At 62.4% G+C, this 25,050-nt stretch carries 26 protein-coding genes; 17 read left to right on the top strand and 9 right to left on the bottom strand.

What is annotated here, in order from left to right:
* Positions 1-57 precede the first annotated feature (57 nt).
* The 3 genes from QQJ84_RS16660 to QQJ84_RS16650 all read left to right on the top strand — a co-directional run bounded on the left by QQJ84_RS16660 (position 58) and on the right by QQJ84_RS16650 (position 2,024).
* Positions 58-1,161 (top strand): acyl-CoA dehydrogenase family protein, encoded by a 1,104-nt coding sequence (locus QQJ84_RS16660; protein WP_284259436.1) that lies wholly within the window; start codon positions 58-60, stop codon positions 1,159-1,161.
* Between the two features lie 4 nt (positions 1,162-1,165).
* Complete coding sequence (locus QQJ84_RS16655) at positions 1,166-1,528, top strand: EthD domain-containing protein (protein ID WP_284259435.1); 363 nt, start codon at positions 1,166-1,168, stop codon at positions 1,526-1,528.
* 130 nt (positions 1,529-1,658) lie between these two features.
* Complete coding sequence (locus tag QQJ84_RS16650) at positions 1,659-2,024, top strand: Rieske (2Fe-2S) protein (RefSeq protein WP_284259434.1); 366 nt, start codon at positions 1,659-1,661, stop codon at positions 2,022-2,024.
* Between the two features lie 175 nt (positions 2,025-2,199).
* Here the strand turns inward: QQJ84_RS16650 and QQJ84_RS16645 are convergent, their stop codons facing one another.
* On the bottom strand, positions 2,200-3,249 hold the full coding sequence (locus tag QQJ84_RS16645; protein ID WP_284259433.1) for an NADP-dependent oxidoreductase: 1,050 nt from the start codon (positions 3,247-3,249) through the stop codon (positions 2,200-2,202).
* Between the two features lie 135 nt (positions 3,250-3,384).
* Here QQJ84_RS16645 and QQJ84_RS16640 point away from each other — a divergent pair, with 135 nt between their 5' ends.
* The 7 genes from QQJ84_RS16640 (at position 3,385) to QQJ84_RS16610 (ending at position 9,990) form a co-directional block, all read left to right on the top strand.
* A complete protein-coding gene (locus QQJ84_RS16640; RefSeq protein ID WP_284259432.1) occupies positions 3,385-4,122 on the top strand; it encodes a ThuA domain-containing protein in 738 nt (245 codons plus the stop codon).
* Between the two features lie 11 nt (positions 4,123-4,133).
* Positions 4,134-5,303, top strand: a complete 1,170-nt coding sequence (locus tag QQJ84_RS16635) for an acyl-CoA dehydrogenase family protein (protein ID WP_284259431.1) — start codon at positions 4,134-4,136, stop codon at positions 5,301-5,303.
* On the top strand, positions 5,300-6,490 hold the full coding sequence (locus QQJ84_RS16630) for an acyl-CoA dehydrogenase family protein (protein ID WP_284259430.1): 1,191 nt from the start codon (positions 5,300-5,302) through the stop codon (positions 6,488-6,490). The genes QQJ84_RS16635 and QQJ84_RS16630 overlap by 4 nt, the downstream gene beginning before the upstream one ends.
* Before the next feature lie 22 nt (positions 6,491-6,512).
* A complete protein-coding gene (locus tag QQJ84_RS16625) occupies positions 6,513-7,265 on the top strand; it encodes an SDR family oxidoreductase (protein WP_284259429.1) in 753 nt (250 codons plus the stop codon).
* A 237-nt stretch (positions 7,266-7,502) separates the two neighbouring features.
* A complete protein-coding gene (locus QQJ84_RS16620) occupies positions 7,503-8,288 on the top strand; it encodes a ThuA domain-containing protein (RefSeq protein ID WP_284259428.1) in 786 nt (261 codons plus the stop codon).
* Between the two features lie 98 nt (positions 8,289-8,386).
* Positions 8,387-9,175 (top strand): enoyl-CoA hydratase/isomerase family protein, encoded by a 789-nt coding sequence (locus QQJ84_RS16615; protein WP_284259427.1) that lies wholly within the window; start codon positions 8,387-8,389, stop codon positions 9,173-9,175.
* A gap of 41 nt (positions 9,176-9,216) precedes the next feature.
* Positions 9,217-9,990: an enoyl-CoA hydratase-related protein gene (locus tag QQJ84_RS16610; protein ID WP_284259426.1), complete on the top strand. Its 774-nt coding sequence runs from the start codon at positions 9,217-9,219 to the stop codon at positions 9,988-9,990.
* A gap of 63 nt (positions 9,991-10,053) precedes the next feature.
* Here the strand turns inward: QQJ84_RS16610 and QQJ84_RS16605 are convergent, their stop codons facing one another.
* Positions 10,054-10,650: a TetR/AcrR family transcriptional regulator gene (locus QQJ84_RS16605; RefSeq protein ID WP_284259425.1), complete on the bottom strand. Its 597-nt coding sequence runs from the start codon at positions 10,648-10,650 to the stop codon at positions 10,054-10,056.
* 100 nt (positions 10,651-10,750) lie between these two features.
* Here QQJ84_RS16605 and QQJ84_RS16600 point away from each other — a divergent pair, with 100 nt between their 5' ends.
* Positions 10,751-11,491, top strand: coding sequence for an SDR family NAD(P)-dependent oxidoreductase (locus QQJ84_RS16600; protein WP_284259424.1), 741 nt, complete (start codon positions 10,751-10,753; stop codon positions 11,489-11,491).
* A 19-nt stretch (positions 11,492-11,510) separates the two neighbouring features.
* Here the strand turns inward: QQJ84_RS16600 and QQJ84_RS16595 are convergent, their stop codons facing one another.
* From QQJ84_RS16595 to QQJ84_RS16570, 6 genes are all read right to left on the bottom strand, one after another.
* Positions 11,511-12,560 carry a phosphotransferase gene (locus QQJ84_RS16595; RefSeq protein WP_284259423.1) on the bottom strand — a complete coding sequence of 350 codons (1,050 nt, stop codon included), beginning with the start codon at positions 12,558-12,560 and terminating at the stop codon, positions 11,511-11,513.
* Entirely contained in the window at positions 12,557-13,738 is a 1,182-nt protein-coding gene (locus QQJ84_RS16590; protein ID WP_284259422.1) for an acyl-CoA dehydrogenase family protein, read from the bottom strand. The genes QQJ84_RS16595 and QQJ84_RS16590 overlap by 4 nt, the downstream gene beginning before the upstream one ends.
* A gap of 12 nt (positions 13,739-13,750) precedes the next feature.
* Positions 13,751-14,506, bottom strand: coding sequence for an SDR family NAD(P)-dependent oxidoreductase (locus QQJ84_RS16585; RefSeq protein WP_284259421.1), 756 nt, complete (start codon positions 14,504-14,506; stop codon positions 13,751-13,753).
* 1 nt (position 14,507) lies between these two features.
* Positions 14,508-15,257 carry an SDR family NAD(P)-dependent oxidoreductase gene (locus QQJ84_RS16580; protein WP_284259420.1) on the bottom strand — a complete coding sequence of 250 codons (750 nt, stop codon included), beginning with the start codon at positions 15,255-15,257 and terminating at the stop codon, positions 14,508-14,510.
* 32 nt (positions 15,258-15,289) lie between these two features.
* Positions 15,290-16,009 (bottom strand): SDR family NAD(P)-dependent oxidoreductase, encoded by a 720-nt coding sequence (locus QQJ84_RS16575; RefSeq protein WP_284259419.1) that lies wholly within the window; start codon positions 16,007-16,009, stop codon positions 15,290-15,292.
* A 124-nt stretch (positions 16,010-16,133) separates the two neighbouring features.
* Complete coding sequence (locus QQJ84_RS16570; protein WP_284259418.1) at positions 16,134-17,309, bottom strand: aromatic ring-hydroxylating oxygenase subunit alpha; 1,176 nt, start codon at positions 17,307-17,309, stop codon at positions 16,134-16,136.
* Between the two features lie 141 nt (positions 17,310-17,450).
* Here QQJ84_RS16570 and QQJ84_RS16565 point away from each other — a divergent pair, with 141 nt between their 5' ends.
* From QQJ84_RS16565 to QQJ84_RS16555, 3 genes are all read left to right on the top strand, one after another.
* Positions 17,451-18,839, top strand: a complete 1,389-nt coding sequence (locus QQJ84_RS16565; protein ID WP_284259417.1) for an aromatic ring-hydroxylating oxygenase subunit alpha — start codon at positions 17,451-17,453, stop codon at positions 18,837-18,839.
* Positions 18,840-18,913: 74 nt separating this feature from the next.
* Positions 18,914-20,296, top strand: coding sequence for an aromatic ring-hydroxylating oxygenase subunit alpha (locus QQJ84_RS16560; protein WP_284259416.1), 1,383 nt, complete (start codon positions 18,914-18,916; stop codon positions 20,294-20,296).
* A 153-nt stretch (positions 20,297-20,449) separates the two neighbouring features.
* Entirely contained in the window at positions 20,450-21,184 is a 735-nt protein-coding gene (locus QQJ84_RS16555; protein WP_284259415.1) for a GntR family transcriptional regulator, read from the top strand.
* Between the two features lie 5 nt (positions 21,185-21,189).
* Here QQJ84_RS16555 and QQJ84_RS16550 read toward each other — a convergent pair whose 3' ends face one another.
* On the bottom strand, positions 21,190-21,558 hold the full coding sequence (locus QQJ84_RS16550) for a Rieske (2Fe-2S) protein (protein WP_284259414.1): 369 nt from the start codon (positions 21,556-21,558) through the stop codon (positions 21,190-21,192).
* Positions 21,559-21,729: 171 nt separating this feature from the next.
* Between QQJ84_RS16550 and QQJ84_RS16545 the strand changes: the two genes are divergently transcribed.
* The 3 genes from QQJ84_RS16545 to QQJ84_RS16535 are packed head-to-tail and all read left to right on the top strand — an operon-like array spanning position 21,730 to position 25,037.
* A complete protein-coding gene (locus QQJ84_RS16545; protein ID WP_284259413.1) occupies positions 21,730-22,698 on the top strand; it encodes a thiamine pyrophosphate-dependent dehydrogenase E1 component subunit alpha in 969 nt (322 codons plus the stop codon).
* An 11-nt stretch (positions 22,699-22,709) separates the two neighbouring features.
* Entirely contained in the window at positions 22,710-23,723 is a 1,014-nt protein-coding gene (locus tag QQJ84_RS16540) for an alpha-ketoacid dehydrogenase subunit beta (protein WP_284259412.1), read from the top strand.
* 12 nt (positions 23,724-23,735) lie between these two features.
* Positions 23,736-25,037 (top strand): dihydrolipoamide acetyltransferase family protein, encoded by a 1,302-nt coding sequence (locus tag QQJ84_RS16535; RefSeq protein ID WP_284259411.1) that lies wholly within the window; start codon positions 23,736-23,738, stop codon positions 25,035-25,037.
* Positions 25,038-25,050: the final 13 nt, after the last annotated feature.

Here is a 25,050-nt window from a genome sequence, read left to right as displayed (position 1 = left end):
ACAATAGGGCCCTCACACGGCGGCTGCCGGATGAGGAAGCGTTAGGGGGGAACCAACGTGAACTTCGATCTGAACCAAGAACAGATGATGCTGAGAGATTTGGTGGAGCGGTTTGTTGCCGATCATTATGATCCGATCCGCCGCCTGGCCTACATTGATGAGCCGTGCGGTTTCTCGCGAGAGAATTGGCGCATTCTGGCTGAGACGGGTCTGCTGGCCTTGCCCTTCGCGGAGGCCAACGGCGGCATCGGCGGCGGTGCGGCCGAGCTGATCACGGTTGCCGAGGCGCTGGGCAAGGGGGTGGCCGTGGAGCCGTTTCTGCCTGTCGTCCTCATCGCCGCCTCGCTGATCGAGCGTGGCGGGTCCGCCGCCATGAAGGCGGAGCTGCTGCCCCTTATCAGTGCCGGCGATTGCCTGCCGGCGCTTGCGCATCTTGAACGTGCCGGCCGGTTTCTGCCGGCACAGCCGCAAACGCGGGCGGTGGGGCTACGCGGCGATGTCCGCCTCGACGGAGAGAAAATTTGCGTGATCGGCGGCGGCTTTGCGGATCTGTTGCTGGTCACAGCCTGCGATGAGACGGGTGCCACCGGCCTCTACCGGGTGGATGCGCAGGCCGAAGGGGTGACGCGCACCGACTACCGCCTGGTTGACGGCGCGGTTGCGAGCGACATCATCTTCCGCGGTACACCGGCGCAATATCTGCCCGATGGGGCTGCGTGTTTCGAGGAAGTGCTGGATCAGGCCCGTCTCGCGATTTGCGCCGAGCTGGTCGGGCTGATGACGCATATGTTTGACGCCACGCTGGACTATGTAAAGACACGTCAGCAATTCGGCCAGCCGATCGGCCGGTTTCAGGCGGTGCAACACCGCCTGGCCGATGGTTATGTGCTGCTTGAACTCAGCCGCTCCCAGCTCTACCGCGCCGCCGCCCAGACGCCCGGCACAGCCGAAGCCCACCGCGCGATCATCGGTGCAAAAGCCTTGATCAGCGGCTTTGCGCGCGATATCGCCGAGGAGGCCGTGCAGCTTCATGGCGGCATCGGCACGACCGAGGAGCTGATGGTCGGTCAGGCCTTCAAGCGCACGCTGCTGCTCGCCTCGCTGCTGGGCGATAGTGAGTGGGATCTGCGCCATTATGTACAGCTGACGAAGGCGGCCTGAGGCGGTGTTCACGCGCATCACCCTGCTCAAACGCAGGCCGGGAATGACGGTTGAAGCGTTCCGCGACTATTATGAGACCCACCACCGGCTGATCGGCGAGCGCGTGCTGGCCGGGTTCGCGCAGCGTTATCTGCGCCGCTATGTTGCGCCGGCTGGCCAGGGTTTGGAGTTGCCCGATTTCGATGTGATGACCGAAATCAGCTTCCCCGACCGCGCCACGCATGACCGCTGCATCGCCGCGCTCTCCGAACCTTCGGTGGCAGAGTGGGTCATGGCCGATGAGGACCGTCTTTTTGATCGTGCGGCGATGCGGGTCTTCACGGTCGAAGAAGCAGAGAGTGCGCTGGAGCCGTTATCCATTGCATGAAGGCAGCCCCCTTTTCTGAGGGCGAGCAGTTTTTATGCGATTGGCCTGGACCTTTGGGTTCAATCCAATCGCATACTGATTTAGAGACGTGATCTGTCCTGAATCTGTCACGCCGGAGTGTAACATCAGAATGTCTCATAGCTTTCACCGGGTCATCAAGGCCGCCGACATCGCCGAGCGGTCCTTGCAGGCTTTTATCGTCAACCGCTGGCCGGTGCTGGTGGTGCGCGATGAGGGCAGGCTCCATGCCCTCATCAACCGCTGTACGCATCAGGCCGCGAGTCTTGCGCCCGATGGGCGGGTGCGGCGTGGCGCGATCATGTGCCCGTTGCATGGGGCGCGTTTCAAGCTTGAGGATGGCAGCTGCATGGGGGCGGTGGACTACAAGCCGCTGATGCGCTTCGATCTGCGCGAGGACGCGGAAGGCTGGATCGAGGTCGCGGTGCCCGATGAGGCGCCGAGGCCTGAGCATCTGCCCGTCACCCCGCTGGGTTGACGGCGGCGGGGCCGGGGGTTTCCAGGCCCTTTTTTGTCATCCGGCACTAGTGTCCTGCCCCTGAAGTCCGCTGCATCTCGCAGCGGACGGAAGGGATAAGCAGGCCACTGAAAACAAAGCACTCGTGTCCCGCGAGGGAAGATATTTTGATGTTACGAATTTTAGAATAGGGACACTAGGAAAGTTTGAGATCGGCCAGGGTCGAGATGTCCTCTCGTAACCGCACGATGGTTTTGCCCTTGGTCTGGCCCGCCATCAGGCGGATGAAGGCCTCCGGCGCGCGCTCAAGCCCGGTGGCGACATTCTCGGTGGCCTTGAGCTGGCCCGATTTGATCCAGCCGGCCATCGTCGATTCTGCTTCGGCCAGCATGTCCAGATGCTCATAGGCCAGGAAGCCGCGCATGGTGACACGGTGGACCAGCACCTGCCACAAATTGCGGAAGGCGTAGACATCCTTGCCCTGGTTGTAATCAGCAACCATGCCGCACACCACGATGCGCCCGAACGCCGCCATCAGCGGCAGCATGGTATCGAGGATTTTGCCGCCGACATTGTCGAAGAAGACATCGGCACCTTTGCCGCCGCAGGCCTCGCGGATGGCGGCGGCGAGATCGGGGGCGGTTTTATAGTCAACGGCGGCGTGCATGCCGAGCAGGCCGGTGACATCAGCCACTTTATCGGTGCTGGTGATGCCCACGGCGCGGCAGCCGCTCAGCCGCGCGATCTGGCCGGCGACGCTGCCCACCGCACCAGCCGCGGCGCTGACGACAACGACATCGCCGGGCTTCATCTCGCCGATACGCTTGAGCCCGACATAGGCGGTGATGCCCGACCAGCCGAGCGCGCCCATATAGGCGGTCAGCGGCACCGAGGGGTCGACATGGACATTCTCGGTGGCGAAATTATCGGCGGGGATGATGCTGTGTTCCTCCCAGCCGATGAAGCCGCGGGCATAGTCGCCAACCTTGAAGCCGGGATTGCGGGACTCGATAACCCGGCCGAGCACCATGGTCGGGATCAGCCCATCCAGCGGCACGGATGGCAGATAGCTGTCCTCTTTTTCATCGAGCATGCCGCGCACGGCGGGGTCGATGGCGAACACGAGGTTTTCGGTCAGCACCTCGCCTTCCTTGAGCGGGGGGATTTCCTGCTCGGCCATTTTGAAATTGCGGGCAACCGGAACGCCTGATGGGCGCGAGGCAAGCACGATGCGGCGGGTTTTCATGGGGGTCCTCTCTACTCTGTTATTTTGGTCAGGGATTACTATATAAAATTGTGATTTTAATATATACAAAAAATCATTCATTATATATCATTCTGCGGCATATCATAAAGTTAAAAAATCCTGGGAGGAGGTGTCATGGAAACGCCCATCAAGCTGTTGCTTATCGCTGGCGGTAAATATCATGATTTTGATTTCGCCCGGCTCGAGCTGTTGAAGCTGCTGGCCGAGCATGAACGTTTGCGCGTGCAGGTGGCCGATGATTATGAAAATCACGAGGCGATCGAGAACGCGGATGTGCTGGTGAGTTATACATGCGATGTGCAGCCAAGCCCGCGCGGCGTCGCGGCGCTTAAAACCTTTCTGGGCAAGGGCCGCCGCTGGCTAGCACTGCATGGCACCAATTCCGTTCTGGTCCAGCGTGGTGATGGCCGGTTCGACGCGCCGGACACCCACCCGGACTTCATGGAAGTGCTGGGCAGCCAGTTCAAGGCGCATCCGCCGATTTGTAAATTCCAGGTTCGCGTTTGCGATGATGGCCACGAGCTGAGCCGCGGCATCGCTGATTTCTGGGTCGAGGATGAGCTTTATCTCGCTGATTGCCACCCCGGCAACCATGTGTTGATGACCACGCGTTTTGGCGGCAATGCCGATCCGTTCGTGCGCAACGAGTGGCCGGAGGGCGAGCATCCGGTGCTTTATCATCGCGTTCATTCGGGGGGCGAGATCGTCTACTGCACGCTCGGCCATTGCCGTGGCAAGTTCGATGTGCCGGAGCTGACGCCGGTTTATCCCTATATCGAGCGCGGTGCCTGGAACACCCCGACCTATTACGAAATTCTCCGTCGTGGCCTGCGTTGGGCTGCCAAGCTTTAAGGCGATAGACTATGGACCTTCTTCCGGCCGAAGAGCAACTCCTGCTGAAGGAAAGCGCACGGCGGTTTCTTGCCGAGCAATACCCGAAATTTCGTGAGGCGCCCGCGGCGCGGCCTGGCTTTTCGCCGGCCGCCTGGGCGGGATTCGCGGATATGGGGTGGCTGGCCCTGGCGCTCCCCGAATCGGTGGGCGGTTTTGGCGGCAAGATGGAAGATGTAGTGTTGATATCGGAACAGTTTGGCGCGGCTCTGGTCGTCGAGCCATATCTTCCGGTCATCATCAGCGCGCAGCTGATCGCCAAACTGGGCGATGATGAACAGCATGCGATCCTCGATGCGGTGCTGGCCGGCACGCATTTGCTGGCGTTGGCCGTTGGCGAGACGCCGCGCCGCGCGGCGCTGGAGGGAATTGCGACGCGCGCGGCCCACAGCCAGGGAACCTGGGTTCTCAATGGCGCCAAGACGGCCGTGCGCGGCGGGGGGTTGGCTGATACGCTGCTGGTACTCGCACGGCTCGACGGGATGGGCGGGTTTGGCCTTTTCATGATCGATCCCGATGCGCCCGGCGTGACGCGAAGGGCCTGGCAGGGGGCGGATGGGGCGGATTTCGCGGATATGGAGTTTCGCAATGTCACCATGCCGCCTTCGGCGCTGTTGGGCGCAAGGCGCGATATTCTGCCCCATGTGGAGGCGGCGCTCGACCGCACGGCCATTGCCCTTTGCGCCGATGCGGTGGGGGCGATGAAAGTTCTGCTGGCGGCAACCGTTGAATACGCCAAGACGCGCGTGCAGTTCGGCAAGCCCATCGGCAGTTTCCAGGCGCTGACACATCGCATGGCGGATATGGCGGTGAAACAGGCGGAGGCCGAAGCGATTTTGCTGCTGGGCGCGCTCAAGGCCGAGGCGCCGAGCCATGAGCGCGTGCGCGCGGTTTCAGCCGCGCGGGTCAAGATCGCTGAATGTGCCCGTTTCATCGGCCAGCAGGCCGTGCAGCTTCACGGCGGCATGGGGGTGACCGAAGAATTACCGGTCGGGGCCTATTTCAAGCGGCTGACCGTGTTCGAGCTTGTGCTGGGCGATATAAATTTTCATCTTCGCCGCTACGCCTGGGTGGGGCGGACTGGTGTTTTGCGTGAAGGGTTGCTCTCTGTTCCCGAGATGCGCCCGGAGTATGCATTATGAACAAAATGAATCTGACGCTCGATGAGGACGCGGCCGCGTTTCGCGAGGAGGTGCGGGCCTTCCTGGACGCGAAGCTGCCGCCTGCGATGGCACGCGCGCAGCGGCTGACGACGACGGTTTTCTCCGAATATGAGCTGTCGCACCCGTGGCACGAGATTCTGGCGCGCAAGGGCTGGGCGGCGCCGGACTGGCCGGTTGAACACGGCGGCACCGGCTGGGATGCGACCCGCCGGTATATATTCGCCTCCGAAATGGAACGCGCGGCGACACCTTATATTTCGCCGATCGGCCTGCATATGGTCGGCCCCGTGCTGATCAAATTTGGAACCGCCGAACAGAAGAAACAGTTTTTGCCGCGCATTCTTGAAGCCAAGGATTATTGGTGCCAGGGTTTCTCGGAGCCTGGCGCGGGGTCTGATCTGGCATCTCTCAAGCTGCGCGCGGTGCGGCAGGGTGACGACTATGTGCTGAACGGCTCGAAGATATGGACAACGCACGCCCATGTGGCCAATTGGATGATCGCGCTTGTGCGCACATCAGACGGGCCAAAGCCACAGGCGGGAATCTCATGCCTGCTGGTGCCCATGACGGCGGCGGGCGTGCAGGTTCGCCCAATCCGCACCATTGGCGGGGACCATGAGGTGAACGAGGTATTTTTCGAGGACACGCGCGTGCCCGTGGAGAATCTCGTGGCCGCCGAGGGCCAGGGATGGGCGATTGCGAAATATCTTCTGGAATTCGAGCGCGGCAGTGTCATGGCGGCGGCGTCGTTGCGGCGCTCGCTCAATGAATTGCTCGATCGGGCGCTCGCGATTGATATTGACGATCCGGATATTGAATATTCGCTCTCACGGCTTGGAATAGATATCGATACGCTTGAGATGATGGAATTGACGATGCTCTCCAGCCTGTCGCGGGGGGAAGCGCCAGGCGCGGAATCCTCCATTCTCAAATTGCGCGTGAGCCAGTTGCAGCAGCAGGTGACGGAAATGGCATTGCAGCTTGCCGGTGAATCCGCCCTGCGCTGGGAAACACACCGCGCCTTTCATGAAATTTGTTCAACGCCGGATGAGGACGCGAACAAGCCGGCGTTGTCGCGTTATTTGAACACCAGGGCCAATACGATTTTCGGCGGATCCTCCGAAATTCAGAGAACCATTATCGCGAAGCAATTGTTGAAACTTTAGAAAAAAACAGAAGGGAAGAAAAATGGGACGGGTATCAGGAAAAGTTGCCATTGTCACGGGCGCGGCGCGTGGTCTGGGCGAGGCCGACGCGCGTTTGCTCGCGAAGGAGGGGGCGCGCGTCATTCTCACCGACATCAGCCCGAAAGTCATGGAAACCGCCGCGCAAATTGAAGGGGCGATCGGGGTTGTGCAGGATGTCACTTCGCCGGAGGGCTGGGCAGAGGTGATCGCGCTGGCGGAGGCGAAATTTGGCCGGCTGGATGTGCTGGTCAATAATGCCGGTATTGTTGATTTCACGACCATCGAGGAATCGACACTGGAAAATTTCAGAAGGGTCTATGCCATCTCGGCCGAGGGGACGTTCCTGGGTTGCCAGGCGGCGATTCCTCTGATGAAAAAATCGGGCGGCGGATCGATTATCAACATGTCGTCCGTTGCCTCGCTGACAGCCTATCCAATCGTTTGTTCCTATGCGGCGGCGAAGGGGGCCGTGCGCTCGATGTCGCGCAATATAGCGGTATATTGCCAGGAGCAGGGCTACAACATCCGTGTGAATGCGATATTGCCCGGCATCATCGCCAGTGACATGACCGCAGCGGCCGCCGAGGAAGTGAAGCGCCGCGGGCTGGATGTGCCGGTGGCCGACCCCGCCAAGGCGCCTAAGGTCGGCCAGCCCGAGGACATTGCGAATCTGGTGCTTTACCTGGCCTCTGATGAAAGCCGCATGGTCAACGCCACAGAGATCATCATCGATGACGCCGTGACGGCAAAGTAGGTTTCTCCCAGCCAAACTGGAGCGCCGCTGGAAACTGGCCCGGCGGCGCCTTTTTGTTTTTTATCGTTCGAGTGTTCCAGCTGCATTATTGTATGGCGCGCCCGGCAATTGAAATATGCGAAATGACAATAAAAGCATAAATGGAAGTGGACGGATGCGCGGGAATTTAATGGCAGATACCGGCGGTGACATGCGGCTCGCCTTTGTCCCCGGTGATGCCGGCGGGAGGCGTTAGGCGTGGCGGCGATTTTGGTGCCGGTCAAAGGCCATCCTTATGACCGCAACGCATTTTCGCAGATGCTGGAGGCGCTGCCCGGCGGACATGAGTTCACGCTGGTTGAGCATCCGGCGGTTGAGGCAGCCTTGGCGCCGGATTTCGTGACCCGTTTCGATGCGGTGCTGTTTTATGATATGCCCGGAATTGGCTTCAGGGTTCCCGAGCCGCCGGTCTTTGAGCCGCCGAGTGAGGCCTATCAGGCGCATATCGAGGCGCTGCTCGCAGCGGGCAAACCGCTGCTCTTTCTTCATCATGCCATCGCCGGCTGGCCGGCCTGGCCGCGCTACGGTGAGATTATCGGCGGGCGGTTTCTCTACCAGCCGGGTGATGTCCGGGGGCGGTTACGCCCTGATTCCGGCTATCGGCATGAGGTGACGCACCGTGTGCGCCCGCTCACGCGCCACCCCGTGCTGGAGGGGGTGGAACAGGGGTTTGAGATTACCGACGAACTTTATTTGTTCGAGGTGTTTGATGACAGTATTGTCCCATTGCTGGCCAGCGGCCACGTGTTTGCCGAGGAGAATTTCTGGTCGGCCGCGGCGGCCATGCGCGGCGCGTTCCATAGCCGCGAGGGCTGGAGGCATCCGCCGGGGAGTAATCTGATCGCCTGGACGCGGCGGGAGCGCAACAGCCCGATCCTCTACATACAATGCGGCGATTCAGCCGAGGCCTACGCCAATGAGGGGCTGCGGCGTCTGATCGGCAACGGGCTGGCCTGGTTGCTGGGGGGTGAGGCTTTTGCTTGACAGGTTTTGCATCGCGCGGCAAAGTTTATACAAGTTTTGTTTATAAATATAAAAAAGGGACGTGAAATGTTTCGCCACCCCGGCTCACAGGATGCGCCATGACGGATCCGGTTCTGCTGACGCGTGAGGGCGCGGTGGCGAGGCTCACGCTGAACCGCCCCGAGGCTGGAAATGCCATAGACCCCGCCATGGCCAAGGCCCTGCGCGAGGCCGCCATTTCATGCGCTGAAGACCCTGGCATACGATGTGTGGTGCTGCGCGCCAGCGGGCGGGTTTTTTGCGCGGGCGGGGATATCGGCGCGTTCTCGTCGCGGCTTGAGAGCTTGGGCGCGCTCACGCGCACGCTGACCGCCGATCTGCACGCCGCGATGGCGATATTCGCGCGGATGGAGAAACCGCTGGTCACGGCGGTGAACGGCCCGGCGGCAGGGGCGGGATTCAGCCTGGCGCTGGCGGGCGATCTGGTGCTGGCGGGGCAAAGTGCCGTGTTCGCGCCGGCCTATGGCGGCATTGGCCTCTCGCCCGATGGCGGTGCGAGCTGGCTGTTGCCCAGGTTGGTGGGGCTGCGCCGCGCGCAGGAGATGTTGCTGCTGGGGCTGCGCCTGAGTGCTGAGCAGGCGCTTGCCGAGCGTATGATCACCCGGCTTTGCCCCGATGAGACATTGCAGGCCGAGGCGGACGCGATGGCCGCGCGCGTGGCGGGCGGGGCGGTGCGCGCCTGGGGGCGCACGCGCGCCCTGTTGCTTGAGAGTTTTGCGGCCACACTGCCCGCCCAGCTGGAGGCCGAGGCCCGCGCCATCGCGCAAAGCGGCAATGATGCCGAGGCGCGCGAGGGGATCGCCGCGTTTCTGGCCAAGCGCAAGCCTGATTTTCTGGCGTGTGGCTGAGCCGCGGCGCGGGGATTTGCATGTTTTTGAAAGGGTGTGATGTGACCTACGAGACTTTGCTTGCCGAGACGCATGGCGCGGTAACCCTGTTGCGGTTGAACCGCCCCAACGCGTTGAACGCATTGAACAGCCAGGTGCTGCGCGACCTGATCGCGGCCTTTGCCGCCTATGATGCCGATGAGAGCCAGCGCTGCCTTGTGCTCACCGGCTCCGAGAAGGCCTTTGCCGCCGGGGCGGATATTAAGGAGATGCAGCCCAAGGGTTTTTCGGCCATGTATGGCGAGAATTTTTTTGCCGGTTTCGAGCGGGTGAGCGCCGCGCGTAAACCCTGGATCGCGGCGGTGGCCGGGTTCGCGCTGGGCGGTGGCTGCGAGCTGGCGATGATGGCCGATTACATTATTGCCGCTGACACCGCGCAGTTCGGCCAGCCGGAGATCAAGCTCGGGATTGCGCCGGGCATGGGCGGCTCGCAACGTTTGACGCGGGCGGTGGGCAAGGCGAAGGCGATGCAGATGTGCCTCACCGGGCGCATGATGAAGGCCGAGGAGGCGGAGCGGGCCTCGCTGGTGGCGCAGGTCGTGCCGGCGGCGCGGCTGCTGGAGGAGGCGCTGGCGCAGGCGCAGGCGATTGCCGCGATGGCGCCGCTGGCCGCGATGGCCAACAAGGAAATGGTGAATGCCGCGTTTGAGACCGGGCTGGCGCACGGGCTGCTGTTTGAGCGCCGGTTGTTCAACGGGCTTTGCGCCACGCAGGACAAGGTTGAAGGCATGGCTGCCTTTGCGGAGAAGCGCGCCCCGCAATGGCACGGCGCGTGAGCGCGCGGCGGCGCCCGGCCCGGCGATGGGGCGCGCCCGCCAGGCGGCCAAGCTTATGATAGGCTACAATGAGGCGCCATGATGATCGAGGCTGGCCAACTCGTCTGTAATGATCTGGAGCTGGCGCGCGGGCGGCCAGAGTGCGGGGGAGAACAGTGCCTGCACGGCGACGCCGAGCAATGCCGAGAGAATCCGGCTGGCCAGGTGCTCGACCAGGGGTTCACCGGCGGTGCGCAGGCGGGGCCAGTCGCGGCGCAGCAGCGTGGCGATGAAGCCGATGGTGTTGGCCACGCGCGCGCGCTGGCGCATGCCGAGCTCCGGGTCGGCCACCGCCTCGCCCCAGAAGCAGAACCAGACGTTCCAGTCATCCGCGCGCGCCGCATCAAGCGGCAGCAACACGGCGAGGCAGCCCGCCAGATCGGCCTGGCTGTCACGCGCGGCGAAAAACCGCGATGCGGCGCGGTCGGCGCTCAGCTCGTAGGTCTGGATCAGGAGTTGGCGCTTGTTCTCGAAATAATGGCTGACCACGGCGGTCGAGCAGCCGACCTCATCGGCGACGGCGCGCACGGTGAGTGCCGCCAGGCCGCTTTTGGCCACCAGCCGGAAGGCGGCCTCGGTCACCTCACGGCGGCGCTCATCATGGTCGACAATGGCGGGCATCTATGTCTCCGGGCCTGATGGTTTCGGGCTGCTCACGCCGGGGCGGGGCTTTGCCTGATTTGTAATCGCGTAACAATCAACTGGAAAGGATAAGACGATCATGCGTGGTGTCATCGTGACGGGGGCAGGCGGCGGTATGGGCCGGGCCATTGCCGAGGCTTTTGCAAAAGCCGGGGATAAGGTTCTGGTAGCGGATTTGAACGAGGCCGGGCTGGCGCAGACCGTGGCCGCGATTGAGGCGGCGGGCGGGAGCGCCATCGCGCAGCGCGCCAATGTCTCGCAGGAGGCTGATGTGGCCGCGCTGGTGGAAACCGCGAAACAGCGTTTTGGCCGGCTGGATGTCATGGTCAACAATGCCGCCATCCTCGGGCCGTGGGTGCCGATCCATGAGCAGAGCGCCGAGGCGCTGGATGCCGTGCTGGGGGTGAATGTGAAAGGCGTGGTGTTTGGCATGAAGCACGCGCTGCTGGCGATGCGCGCGGCGGGCCGGGGGGCGATTGTCAACATCGCCTCGGTGCAGGGGGTGCGGGTCGTCTATCCGGGGGCGGCGTTTTATGCCGCCAGCAAATCGGCCGTGGTCGCGCTGACGCGCGCGGCCGCGCTGGAGAATGGTTCCAGCAATATCCGCGTGAACGCGATCGCGCCGGGGCCGATCGACACGCCGATGCTGCGCGCGGCGGCGGGGGATGCGTGGCCGCCGGCGATCGTGGGCGATGTGCCGCTGGGCCGGCTGGGCATGCCCGAGGATATCGCCAAGGCGGTGTTCTGGCTGGCGGGGGATGAGGCCGCCTATGTCAGCGGCGCGCTGCTGGCGGTCGATGGCGGGTTTCTGGCGCCGTGAGGCAGGCGGGGCAGGCGGCTCAGGCCGCCTGCGCCCAGGCCAGGGCCATGAGCTCGGGCAACACCTGCACCCGCTCCAGCGCCTGCGCTGAGGCCGCCGTGCCGCGCAGCACGCGCCCCTTCACCCCGTGGAAAATCGCCGCGATGCGAAAGAACGAGAACGCCGCGTAGAATTTGTAATCCGGGATGCCCGCGCGCCCGGTATTGGCGCAATAGGCAGCGATGTAGTCTTCCTCGGAGGGAATGTTGAGCGCGGCGAGATCAGCACCCTTCAGCCCCGCCACGATATGCGGCGGCATGCGGTACATCATGGCGTGATAAGCGAAATCAGCCAGCGGGTGGCCGAGGGTTGAGAGCTCCCAGTCCAGCACGGCGAGCACGCGAGGCTCGGTGGGGTGGAAGATCATGTTGTCGCACCGGAAATCGCCATGCACCAGGCTGGTGGTGTCGTCAGCGGGGATATGGGCGCGCAGCCAGCTGATCAGCCGGTCCATGTTGGCGTCGCGCCCGGCCTCATGGTCTGCCTCATACTGCCCGGCCCAGCGTTCAATCTGGCGGGAGAAATAATTCCCGGTGCGGCCGAAATCGCCCAGCCCGAGCGCCATGTAATCGGCCTTGTGGAGTGCTGCGATGGCGCCGTTCATCGCGGCGAAATAGGCGGGGCGGGATGCGCGCGAAACATCGGGGAAGGTCGCGTCCCAGAAGATACGCCCTTCCACCATCTCCATGATGAAAAACCAGGTGCCGATCACGCTCTCATCGGTGCAGAGGCCAAAGACGCGGGGCACCGGCAGGCCGGAGCCAGATAGCGCGCTCAGCACCCGCGCCTCGCGCTCCACCGCGTGGGCGCCCTTGAGCAACTGCCCCGGCGGCTTGCGGCGCAGCACATAGCGCCGCCCGGGGGTGACGAGCTGGTAGGTGGGGTTGGACTGCCCGCCCTTGAACTGGCGCACGCTGAGCGGCCCGGAAAATCCCTCGACATGCGCTTCCATCCACCCGGCCAGACGGGCTTCATCGAAGCCGAAGCCGGGGCGGACCGCGGTGGTGCCCTCGTTTTCGGTCCCGCTCATGGCCGCTTCGCGTGGTCGCGCCGGATTTTGCGCGCGAGAGACCATTTATGCACCTCGGTCGGGCCGTCATAAATCCGGAAGGCGCGGATTTCACGGAATACCTGCTCGACGATCGTATCCCCGGTGACGCCGGTGCCGCCCATCACCTGGACGCAGCGATCGGCGATGGCAAAGAGTAGTTCCGAGACCGCAACCTTGGTCATGGAACTTTCCACCGTGCCGGATTCGCCGGTATCGAGCACATCGGCGCACCAATCGATCATCAGCTCCGCCTGTTTCAGCGCGATGAGGTTCTCCGCCAGCATGAAGCCCACGCCCTCATGCTCGATGAGCTTCTTACCGAACGCCTCGCGCGTGCAGGCGTATTGGCTGGCGATCTCCTGCGCGCGCGCGGCGGCGCCCCACCAGCGCATGCAATGCGAAAGCCGCGCGGGCGAGAGGCGGACCTGGGCGTATTTGAAGCCCTCGTCCACCTCGCCCAGAACATTGGCGGCCGGGACGCGCAGATTCTCGATGTTGAGCACCGCATGGCCGCCGGGCATGGAGCTGTCGATGGTGTCCAGAATGCGCTCGATGCTGATGGCCGGGTGCGGGAGCCTGACGAGGAACATGGTCGCGGCCGGGCGCTCGCCATCGCGCGTGCGGGCCATGACGATGCCGGTATGCGCGCCATCAAACCCGGTGATGAAGGCCTTGCGGCCGTTGATGACCCATTCATCGCCCGCGCGCACCGCGTGGGTTTTGAGCATCGAGGGGTCGGAGCCGGCGCCGCCCTCGGCAGCGGGTTCGGTCATCAGGAAGGCTGAGCGCGCCCGCCCCTCAACGACGGGCTGCAGAAACTCCGCTTTTTGCGCGGCGCTGGCCACGCGGCCCATGAGGAACATGTTGCCTTCATCGGGGGCCGCGGTGTTGCAGGCCAGCGGGCCGAGCGGCGAGAGGCCGGATTTTTTGAGGATGGCGGCGGTTTCACGCTGGGTGAGATGCGCGCCGCCGGGGCGGATATGCGGGGTGAGCACCCCGGCCGCGCGGGCTTTCTCGCGCAGCTCCATCACCAGTGAATCGAGCGGGCCGTGCGGGCCGCGGCGCGGGTCTGTCTCATAGGGGATCACCACCTCGCGCACGAAGCGCTCGACATCGCGCGTCAGCCTTGCGGTCAGTTCGGGGTCTGGGTTGGACATCCGATTAACTCCTTACAACGTGTTGACGAGGTGTCCGCCATCGACGGCGAGCACCGCGCCGCTCATATAGGCCGACGCCTCGGAAGCCAGCAGCAGCAGCGGCCCGTCAAGCTCCGCGGGCTGGCCGAGGCGGCGGGCGGGAATGCGCCGGATCAGCGCCTGGCCGGTCTCGGTTTCCCAGAATTCGCGATTGAGCGCGGTGTCCAGATAGCCCGGCGCCAGGGCGTTCACGCGGATATTGTAGCGCGCCAGCTCCAGGGCGAGGGTTTTGGTCATCTGCACCACGCCCGCCTTCGAGATGGCATAGGGCGCCACACCGCCCGCCTGGCGCAGCCCCAGGATGGAGGCGATGTTGACGATGGCCCCGCCGCGCCCATGCGCCTTCATCGCCCGTGCCGCTGCCTGCGCGACGAGGAACATGCCTTTGAGGTTGGTGTCGATCACCGTGTCCCAGTCCTCTTCGGTCTGGGCCAGTGCGGGGGCGCTGCGCACGATGCCGGCGTTGTTGATCAGCACGTCCACCTGCGCGATGGCCGGGGCGAGTGCCGCCACCGAGGCTGAGGAGGTGACATCCACCGGTACGGCGGTGACCGTGGCGCCAAGGCGGCGCGCGGCTTCGGCGGTCTCCTCCAGCGCGCCCTGGCGCCGCGCCGCGAGGATGAGGTTGGCCCCCGCCTTGGCCAGAACGGTGGCGAAATGCGCGCCAAGCCCCGAGGAGGCGCCGGTTACCAGCACCGTTTTGCCGGAGAGGCCGAAGAGCGTGTTCACGCTATTGAGCCGAGTAGCCGCCGTCGGCGGTGTAATAGGCGCCGGTGACGAAGCTCGCCTTGTCGGAGGCGAGCCACAGCGCCACTTCGGCGATCTCTTGCGCGGTCCCCCAACGCCCGAGGGCGTGCTTGGCGGCGATAGCGTCAATGCTCGCCTGATCGAGCTTGGCGGCCATGGGGGTGGCGATGAAACCCGGCCCGACGGCATTCACCCGCACCTTCTGCCCGGCGGCTTCCAGCGCCGCGGCGCGGGTGAGCCCGACGCAGCCATGCTTGGAGGCGACATAAGGGGCGGAATTGGGGATGGCGACGCTGCCGAGGACGCTGGCGATATTGACGATGGCCCCGCCCCCGGCGGCCGCGATGGCGGGGATTTGCGCCCGCATGCCGAGGAACACGCCGGTGAGGTTGACCGCGATCACGCGGCCCCAGTCTTCATCGGTGGTCTCGGTAAGCGCGCGCCCGCCCCCGGCGATGCCGGCGTTGTTGCAGGCAATGTGCAGCGCGCCGAAATGCTGATGCGCCGCGGCAACCAGCGCCACATGCCCCGCTGCCTCGGCGACGTCGGCCTTCACGAAAACGGCCTGTCCGCCCAGCGCCTCAATCGTGGCCACGGTCTCGGCACCCAGCGCCGCATTCACATCCGAGATCACCAGCCGGGCGCCCTCGCGCGCGTAGCTCTCGGCGATGGCCCGGCCAATTCCCGCGCCAGCGCCGGTCACCAGCGCCACTTTTCCTGTCAGCATCATCATTTCACCCTCATCTGAATTTTATGTTGGGCCGTTCAGGCCATCGACATGCCGCCGTCGCAGACAAACTCCGAGCCGGTTGAATAGCTGCTGTCGTCCGAGGCGAGGAACAGCGCCATGGCGGCCACATCCTCGGCCGTGGCGAGGCGGCCGAGCGGGGTGCCGGCGGCAACGCCGGCCAGCGCCGCGCCCTGGAACTGGGCGGTGAGCATTGGCGTATCCACGCCGCCGGGATGGATGGAGTTGACCCGCACCTTGAAGGGCGCCAACTCGGTGGCGGCGCATTTGGTCATGCCGCGCACCGCCCATTTTGTGCCGGAATAGGCGATGTTGTTGGGTGAGCCGACCAGCCCGCCGACCGATGAGACATTGATGATGCTGCCAGCGCCTTGCGCCTTCATCACCGGCGCGGCCGCGCGCATGCCGAGAAACACGCCAAGCTGGTTGATGCGCACGGTCTGCTCGAACATGGCGACGCTGGTTTCCTCCAACGGCGCCATTTTAAAGATTCCGGCGTTGTTCATCAGCACATCCAGCCGTCCGAAACGCTTGACGGCTTGGTCTATCGCCGCGGTCCAGCCGGCTTCATCGGTGACGTCCAGATGGAGCGTCAACAGATCAGGCGCGGCGGGGAGCGGCGCCACATCGGCCAGGACGAGATGCGCGCCCTGGCTGGCGAACAATTTCGCTGTGGCGGCGCCGATGCCGCCCGCTGAGCCGGTAATGAGCACGACTTTGCCGTCGAGTTTCCCCATTATAAAAATTCCTGTTATTTGTATAATTTAATATGCTGGATGTCGCGCCTCCACGCAACCCCGTTCGCGCACCGGCGCGACCGCCTCCGGCCCTGCGCGCGCCGGAGGCGGGAGGCGCGGCGGCTTACGGGTTGGGCCGCGGGGCGGTGGGGTCGTTACGCAGGTAATAATCGACCCATTTATGAAACACCTGGTTGCCGCGCTCGTTGCGCCCGAACACGACATGGTCGAGCGCGCCGGAGGCCAGCCCCTCCTGCACCTTCAAGCCCAGCATGTAATCCTCCTCGTTCACCACATCGCGGATGAACTGGCTGAAACTCTGCAGCCGCGCCTCTTCTTCCTCGTTCACGGGCGCGACTTTGGCGAGATAATGCAGAACCGTGCGATTTTCGGCCGCGGTGGGGCCGGGCAGAAGCTGGGCGATTTGTGTCAGCTCCGGGGCCACGAAAATCGAGACATTGGGGAAGAGCGTGCGCACGAAATCATAACCGTCGTTTTCATGCTGCCCCCATTCCTCGCGCGGCAAATCCTTCAGCTTGCCGATACTGAAGGTTGGGTAGCCGACGCGCATATGCGGGCCGAAAATATCAAAATGCATGATGTTGGTGTAGGAGCGGGGGGCAATGGTCTTGGGGTGAGCGGCGGAGAAATGATATCCCTCAAGATAGCCGTCGTAGGCGATCTTCCAGTTGGCGCCCTCGATTTCCTTCGAGCCGACATAATACCAGTCCTTGAATTTCTGCCCCTCGAGATCTTCGAGCATGCCGCCCAGGAAGGCTGGCATATCCATCTCTACCCCAGGGGTGAGGGTCACGAAGATCAGCCCGGCCACTTCCTGGCAGGGCAGGGCGGTAAGATTGAGGGTGCTGGTATCGACCTCGCCGAATTTGGCGCGCTCGGCAATGCCGAGCAGCCGCCCGTCGTTTGAGTAGGTCCACGCATGATAGGCGCAGGAGAAACGGCTGCAGTTGCCGGTTTTCTCCATGGCCAGCTTGTTGCCGCGATGGGTGCAAACATTCAGGAACGCGCGCGCCACGCCATCCTTGCCACGGGTGAGGAGAACGGGCTTGCCGACCATCGAGAGCGTCTTGAAATCGCCGGGCTTGGGCATCTCAATGGTAAGCGCCGCGAGCAGTGGCAGGCGCTTGAAGATGAGGTCGAGCTCCCGCTCGAAAATCTCGGGATCGGTGTAGTTTTTCACCGGCACGGGCATCACGCTGCCGGCAAGGTCGGTGGTGTGGTTGTCAACGTAGGAGATCATCGCCTCCGCCGCGTTCCCATAAGCTTGGATAAGGCTCATCTTGGACGGTGTTCCTTCCTTTGTGCGCCAGTGGCTGGCGTATTTTTTGTATACAAAAGACTTTTAGTATTATATTTAACTGCGTGTAAATCGTCAAATAAAAATGCCGGGCGGCGCCGGCGCAAGAACGGAAGAAACATCTTGATTCATACTGATGAGAATTGCGAATCCCCGCCAGGCGGGGCGCGGTGTCCGGGCCTGTCTTATGTGGATTTGCTGGGCAGGGACACGCGCCCGGTGCCGGCGTTTTTGCGTGCGGACCGTTATCGCTATCTCGGCTCCGAGCCGCTGGATGTTGACCGCTACGTCAACCCTGATGTTTTCCGGGCCGAGTGTGAAAAGATGTGGCCGCGGGTGTGGCAGTTCGCGGCGCGCGAGGAGGAACTGCCTGATCCTGGTGATTATGTGGTGTATGAAAACGCAGGCCGCTCCTACCTGGTGACGCGCCAGCCAGATGGCAGCGTGCGGGCGTTTTATAATGTATGCCTGCACCGGGGCCGCAAGTTGCGCACCGAGGACGGGTGTGCGGTCGATTTCAAATGCCCCTTCCATGCCTTCACCTGGGAGATTGATGGCAGCCTCAAGGATATTCCCTGCCGCTGGGATTTTGGGCATCTGACGGCTGAAAAAATGCAGCTGCCCCAGGCTACGGTGGCGCGCTGGGGTGGGTATATCTTTTTGCGCGAGGCCGAGGAGGGGCCAGGCATTGAGGAATATCTCGACCCGCTGCCACGCGAGTTCGCGCGTTGGGACCATGCGGGTTGCGCGACGACGCTGTGGGTGGGCAAGGTGATTGCCGCCAACTGGAAGGCGGTGTTGGAGGCCTTTATCGAAGCCTGGCATTCGCTTGAGACGCACAAGCAGCTTCTGCCGTTCACCGGCGATGCCAACAGCGCCTACCATGTGTTGGGAGAGCACGTGAACCTCGCCATCACGCCTTTCGCCACGCCCTCGCCGCATCTTGATCAGGGCGTTGCCTCCGACCGCTGGCTGGCGGAGCGTCTGGCGGAATATAACGCGCGGCCGGGTGACCCGGTGGTGCCGATTGAACTGGCCGATGGGCAGAGCGCGCGCGAGGCGGTGGCCGAACTGAACCGCCGCATGTTCCAGCAGCAATGCGGCTACGATTATACGGAGGCCTCCGACGCGGAAATGTTGGATGCATTCGTCTACAACGTCTTTCCTAATTTCTCTCCCTGGGGCGGGCATATGCCCAACATCGTCTATCGTTTCCGGCCCTGGCCGGATCATCGCGCCACGCTCATGGAGGTGCGGTTTCTGCGCAAAATCCCCGCCGGCGAGGCGCATCCACGTTGCCCGCCCATGCGTCTGCTCGGGCCGGGCGAGGGCTTCGCGGCGGTTGAGGCGCTGGGGCAGCTTGGGGGCGTGTTTGACCAGGATATGTGGAATTTGCCGCAGGTGCAGGCCGGGTGCGAGGCCAGCAAGACCGGCAAGATAGAGTTGGGAAATTACCAGGAAGTCCGCATCCGGCATTTCGCCCAGACGATGGACCACTATCTCGCCGGATAATTTGAAAAATTATATACAAAACGTCCTTATATATGTAATATAAGGCCATATAAAAAATACCGAAAGGAACGCCCGTGCCTGATGATACCGCTTCTCCGCCGCCCGCCATGGCCCGTTGCCCGGGTACTTCCTGGGATGATTTGATGGCCAGCGACACGCGCGGCGCCCCTGAATTCCTGAAACGCGACGATTATGTCGATCTCGGCTCCGAACCGCTGGATGTTGACCGCTACATCAACCCTGATGTTTTCCGCGCCGAGTGTGAGAAGATGTGGCCGCGGGTCTGGCAGTTCGCGGCGCGCGAGGAGGAGCTGCCTGATCCTGGTGATTATGTGGTGTATGAAAACGCTGGGCGCTCCTACCTGGTGACGCGCCAGCCAGATGGCAGCGTGCGGGCGTTTTATAATGTATGCCTGCACCGGGGCCGCAAGTTGCGCACCGAGGACGGGTGTGCGGTCGATTTCAAATGCCCCTTCCATGCCTTCACCTGGGAGATTGATGGCAGCCTCAAGGATATTCCCTGCCGCTGGGATTTTCCGCATCTGACGGATGAAAAAATGCAGTTGCCCGAGGCCACGGTGGCGCGCTGGCAGGGCTTTATTTTCATCCGCGAAGCCGAGGAGGGGCCGAGCATCGAGGAATATCTCGCCCCGCTGCCCGAGCATTTCAAGGATTGGCATCTGGAGCAATGCTGGACGTCTATTTGGGTCGCCAAAGTCGTCGATGCCAACTGGAAGACGACGGCGGAAGCCTTCATGGAAGCCTGGCACACGATAGAGACGCATCCGCAGCTCATGGATTACCTGGGGGATGCCAACACGAAATATAATCTCTATGGCGATCATGTGAATGTCGCGCTGACGCCCTACATCACCAATTCGCCCCATATTCCCGCGGGGAAGCTCACCGAGCAGGAGATCGCCGATATCGCCGCCGAGCGCACCGGGCTCGATAAGATGCCGGGTTATGAGCGCGTGATCGTTAAACCTGGCCAGACCGCCCGCCAGGCCATGGCGGAATTTAACCGCCAGCAATACGGGACTGATCTTGGGTATGATGTCTCGGGCGTCTCAGATACGGAGATGGTGGATCTTTTCACCTATAATGTTTTCCCTAATTTTTCGCCGTGGGGTGGACGGTCGCTCAATATCGTCTATCGCTGGCGGCCTTGGCCTGGCCATGAGCGTTGCCTGATGGAGGTGCGAATCCTTAGCCGCGCGCCGGCCGGCGAGACGCCGCCGCGTGCCGTGCCCATGCATTTGCTGGGTGAGCATGAGGCCTGGGCCGATGCGCCTGAGCTTGGCACGCTTGGATTCATTTTCGACCAGGATATGTTCAATCTCCCCTTCGTGCAGGAAGGCATGAAGGCCTCCAAGAACCGTAAGTTGGAGTTGGGCAATTATCAGGAAAGCCGCGTGCGGCATTTCGCCCGGACCCTTGATAAATATCTCGCTTAGGCGGATGAAATATATCAGAAGTTATATATAAACCCGAAAAAATCGGGTGTGTGTGTATTTTTTGGAGAGTGTAAAATAAACCGATGACAAGCGGGGGCGCTCGGTGTAGCCAGATTGTGAACCGAGCGATCAACCCAGGAGTGACAACCAGCCGTGAGCCGTAAGACCCAAGCCCAGCGAGTCCGCGAGATACTAGAGAATGAGATGGCCAGCGGAAAGCTGCCGCCTGGTTCGCGTGTTGATGAGGATAGCGTGGCCACGCGGCTTGAAGTCTCACGCACGCCGGTGCGTGAGGCGGTTTTGCAGATGGTGCAGGATGGGCTTCTCGAAAAACGGCCGCGCCAGGGCGCGTTCGTGCCCAACCTCGGCCTGCGCGAGATGGTGCAGATGTTTGAATTCACCGCTGAATTGTCGGGGATTTGCGGGAAATACGCGGCGCGCCGCATGACGCCGGATAATCTGCGTGAACTGCGCGCCATCCATAAAAAGATGGAGTCGCTCCTGGGCAAGGGCGACATCCACGCTTATGCCGATATGAACACTGATTTTCATGTCTACATAATGCGTCTCGCGCGCAATAATTATATGTTTGATACAACCCATAATTACGGCCTGCGTTTGCTTGGCTATTTTCGCACGCATTTGTTCTATCCCGGCAAAGCGGAGCAGGATTATCACGACCATTGCACGCTGATGGGCGCATTTGAGCGCCAGGACGGTGATCTCGCCTACGAATTGCTGCGCCAGCATGCGACCATTCATGGCGATGTATTGGCTGAATATCTCTTGCGCTCCGAGCCGTCGCCTGTTCCCGCGGCGAGACCGGAGCCGGAACCTGTTCGTATTTCCAAGCCGGCGCCTTCCCGTGTGTCCAAGCCGGCGGCGTGAATTTTTCAGCCTGGCGGGTATTCCTCGCCTAAAAAAATCGCGCCATTTTCTTCCAGCACACGCCACCGCCTCAACTGGGGGCAGCGCATCGCCCCCAGGCAACGCCCGCTCGCCAAATCGAATCGGGCGCCGTGCGCAAGGCAGAGCAGAAAACCGCTCCTGACGCGCCCTGATTCAGAAAAAGCGGCCTCGCCATGTGTGCAGCGGTCCTCAACCGCATGGGCAAAGCCCTGCGAGCGGCACAAATAAATCCGGTCGTGCCCTCTTTGCACCTGCAACCCTTGCCCCTCGGCCAAATCGGTGCTTGCCGCGGCTTCATGCCACTCCCCCAGGGCTGATTTTTTTGTGCCGTCGAACAAAATTTTTGCTACCATACAAACCTTGGCCATTTTTATATATATACAACGGCATTTTTGTATATTAAAACCGGCCTCATAGATACAGTGCCGCTTGCGCCAGAACAAATATACAGGCGCGTGGGAGGGAGCGAATAGAATGAAAACTAAAATTGAGCAGCTGGGTGTGGCCAGCGGGGCGAGATGCGCATGCAACTGAGCCGTGAACAATTGCTCCAGGCTTTTCGCAGCATGGTGAAAATCAGGGAGTTCGAGGAGCGTCTGCATATTGAAAATCCCAAAGGTGAAATCCCGGGATTTTTACATCTTTATGCCGGCCAGGAAGCGGTGGCGGTGGGGTTGTGTGAACAGCTGACAGAGCGGGACTATATCATCAGTACCCATCGCGGCCATGGTCATTGCATTGCCAAGGGCTGCGACATTCCCGCCATGATGCTGGAAATTTATGGCCGTGCCGACGGGCTTTGCAATGGCAAGGGCGGTTCGATGCATATTGCCGATGTTACCAAGGGCATGCTTGGCGCGAACGGCATTGTCGGCGGCGGGCAGCCCATTGCCGTAGGTGCCGCGATTGCTTGCAAGATGCGTGGCGATGGCTCTGTGGCCGCCTCTTTCACCGGAGATGGCGCGGCCAATCAGGGCACGGTGTTCGAGGCCATGAATCTCGCGGTCGTTTTGCAAGTGCCAAAAGTGTTTATGTTCGAAATGAACGGCTATTCGGAGCACACGGGGGGCAGTTACTCTACCGGCGCGAAGGATCCTGTGCAGCGCATACGCGGTTTTGGCATTCCCGTGTTTGAAGCGGATGGATTCGATCTTTTCTCGGTTTATGACGCGGTGCGCCAGGCGCTGGAAATTTCGCGCAATGGCGGTGGCCCCACGGCCGTTTATGCGCAAACGACGCGTTATTATGGACATTTCGAGGGTGACCCGATGCTCTACCGCGCGCCGGGCGAAGTAGAGAGGCTGCGCGCCGAAAATGACTGCCTGCAGAACTTCCGCCGGCGCGTGACGGAAGCCGGTCTTCTCACCGCGGGTGATCTTGATGGAATCGAGGTGGAAATCAGGGCGCTGGTCGACCATTCAGTGGTGGCTGCGAAAGCTGGGCGCGGGCATACGCCGGCCGAGCTTCTGACCAACGTTTACGCCAGTTACTGAGGAGATCGTCGATGTCGATCAAGACAATGCGAGAGGCTATCAACGAAGCCCTGCATCAGGAAATGGCGCGCGATTCCAGGGTGATTGTTCTGGGTGAGGATGTCTCGGGCGGGGCTGGCGGAACGTCTGGCCAGCGCGAGGCGGCGGGTGGTGTGTTTGGCCTCACCAAAGGCCTGTTGCCGCGTTTTGGCGAGGCGCGGGTGATCGATACGCCCATTTCGGAAGCCGCCATTATTGGTGCAGCCAACGGTGCGGCACTGGCGGGGCTGCGTCCCGTGGCCGAGATCATGTTTGCCGATTTTGTCGGCGTCTGCTTTGACCAGATACTCAATCAGGCGGCAAAATTCCGTTACATGTTCGGGCCTAACGCGAAGGCTCCGCTGGTCATCCGCATGACTATGGGAGCCGGCATGGGCGCGGCCGCGCAGCATTCGCAGACGCTCTATCCGCTCTTCACCGCCATTCCCGGAATCAAGGTGGTGACCCCCTCCAACGCCTATGACGCGAAGGGGCTGATGATCGCCGCGATCCGCGACGACGATCCAGTGATCTTCCTTGAGCATAAGATGCTCTATGGCGAATCCTGTGAAGTTCCCGATGAGCCCTATGCGTTGCCGTTCGGCGAGGCGGCGCTGGTGCGTTCGGGCGACGACGTGACCATCGTCGCCTTCGCGCGCATGGTGAACTTCGCGCGCGCGGCGGCGGACAAGTTGGCGGCTCAGGGCATCCATTGCGATGTGATAGATCCGCGCACGACCTCGCCGCTGGATGAGGATATGATCCTGGAGAGCGTGCGCGCCACGGGCCGGCTGGTGGTGGTCGATGAATCGCCGCCGCGCTGCTCGCTTGCCGCGGATGTTGCCGCGATGGTGGCCGAGCGCGCCTTTGGCTATCTCAAGGCGCCGGTGCGCCAGGTTACGGCGCCACACACGCCGGTGCCCTTCGCGAACGATCTTGAGAGTCTTTATATTCCGTCACCGGAAAAAATCATCCAGGCAGCGCTCGCCACCATGGCCAGCCGCTAGGAGAGGGAAGATATGTCGGAAATATTTGCCGTGACCATGCCCAAATGGGGATTGGAAATGACCGAGGGGCAGCTTGCCGCATGGCATGTGGCCGAAGGCGATGCCGTTGCCAAGGGCGCCGAGCTTGCGGATATTGAGACCGCCAAGATCGTCAACACGCTTGAGTGCGAGGACGATGGCGTGGTGGCCCGGCTGATTGGCAGGACGGGCGAGGTTTACCCCGTTGGGGCCTTGCTGGCAGTGGTTGCGCCGGCAGGTACGAGCGCCGCCGGAATTGATGCCTTCATAGCCCAGAAAACCGGCGCCGCGATGTCTGAGCCGGTGATTGCGCCGCAGGTGCCGCCAGCCGCGCCCAAGGCGACGCCGCTTGCCAAGCGCGCGGCGGTTGAGCTTGGCGTTGACCTGGCCAGCCTCACGCCGGATGGCGCGCGGATACGCCAGGCTGATGTGCAGGCCGCGGCGGTGACGCCCCTTGCGACGCCAAGAGCCTTGAAGCGTGCCGCCGAACTGGGTATCTCGCTGGCGGGCATCACCGGCACCGGCCGTCAGGGCCGCATTACCTGGGAGGACATCGAGCCCGGCGCTAGCGCGATCGCGCCCGTATCCCCCAAGATTGGTGTTGCGGCCCAGCGCGATGAGCTGTTGCCCCTGAGCGGCATGCGCCGCGCCATCGCCAACACGTTGCAGGCGGCAAAGCAAACCATCCCGCATTTCTACCTGACGATGGATGTGGAGATGGACCGGTTGCTGGCATTGCGCGCGGAGGTGAATACGCCAGCCAGCGCAACGAAACTCTCGGTCAATGATTTCCTGCTCTGCGCGGCGGCAAAGAGTCTTACCGCTTGCCCGGATATGAATGTGCATTTCACGCCCGAGGGCATCCGCCGTTTCGCGCGGGTGGATCTGGGCGTCGCCGTTTCCATTGAGGGTGGCCTGCTTGTGCCGGTCATCCGCGATGCCGCCAATCTTTCCCTGTCCGTCCTCTCCGCCGCGGCGCGCGATCTGGCGCTAAAGGCCCGGGGGCGGGGCCTGCAGAGCGATGACATGCAAGGTGGCACCTTCACTGTTTCAAATCTCGGCATGTTCGGCGTGCGGCAGTTCGAGGCGATCATCAACCCGCCGCAGGGTGGCATCCTCGCGGTGGGCGCGACCCGGCGCGAGGCGCGTGAGACCAAGGATGGCGGCGTTGGCTTTGTGACGGTGCTCTCAGTCACGCTCTCCTGCGACCACCGCGCGATCGACGGCGCGCTTGGCGCCCAGTTCCTGGCTGATTTCAAGGCGCGTGTCGAAGCGCCGCTCTCCCTTCTGGTCTGAGGTTTCATTTGAA

Source organism: Acidocella aquatica (assembly GCF_030160635.1).
Taxonomy (GTDB): Bacteria; Pseudomonadota; Alphaproteobacteria; order Acetobacterales; family Acetobacteraceae; genus Acidocella; species Acidocella aquatica.
This window is presented reverse-complemented; position numbering and strand designations above follow the sequence as displayed.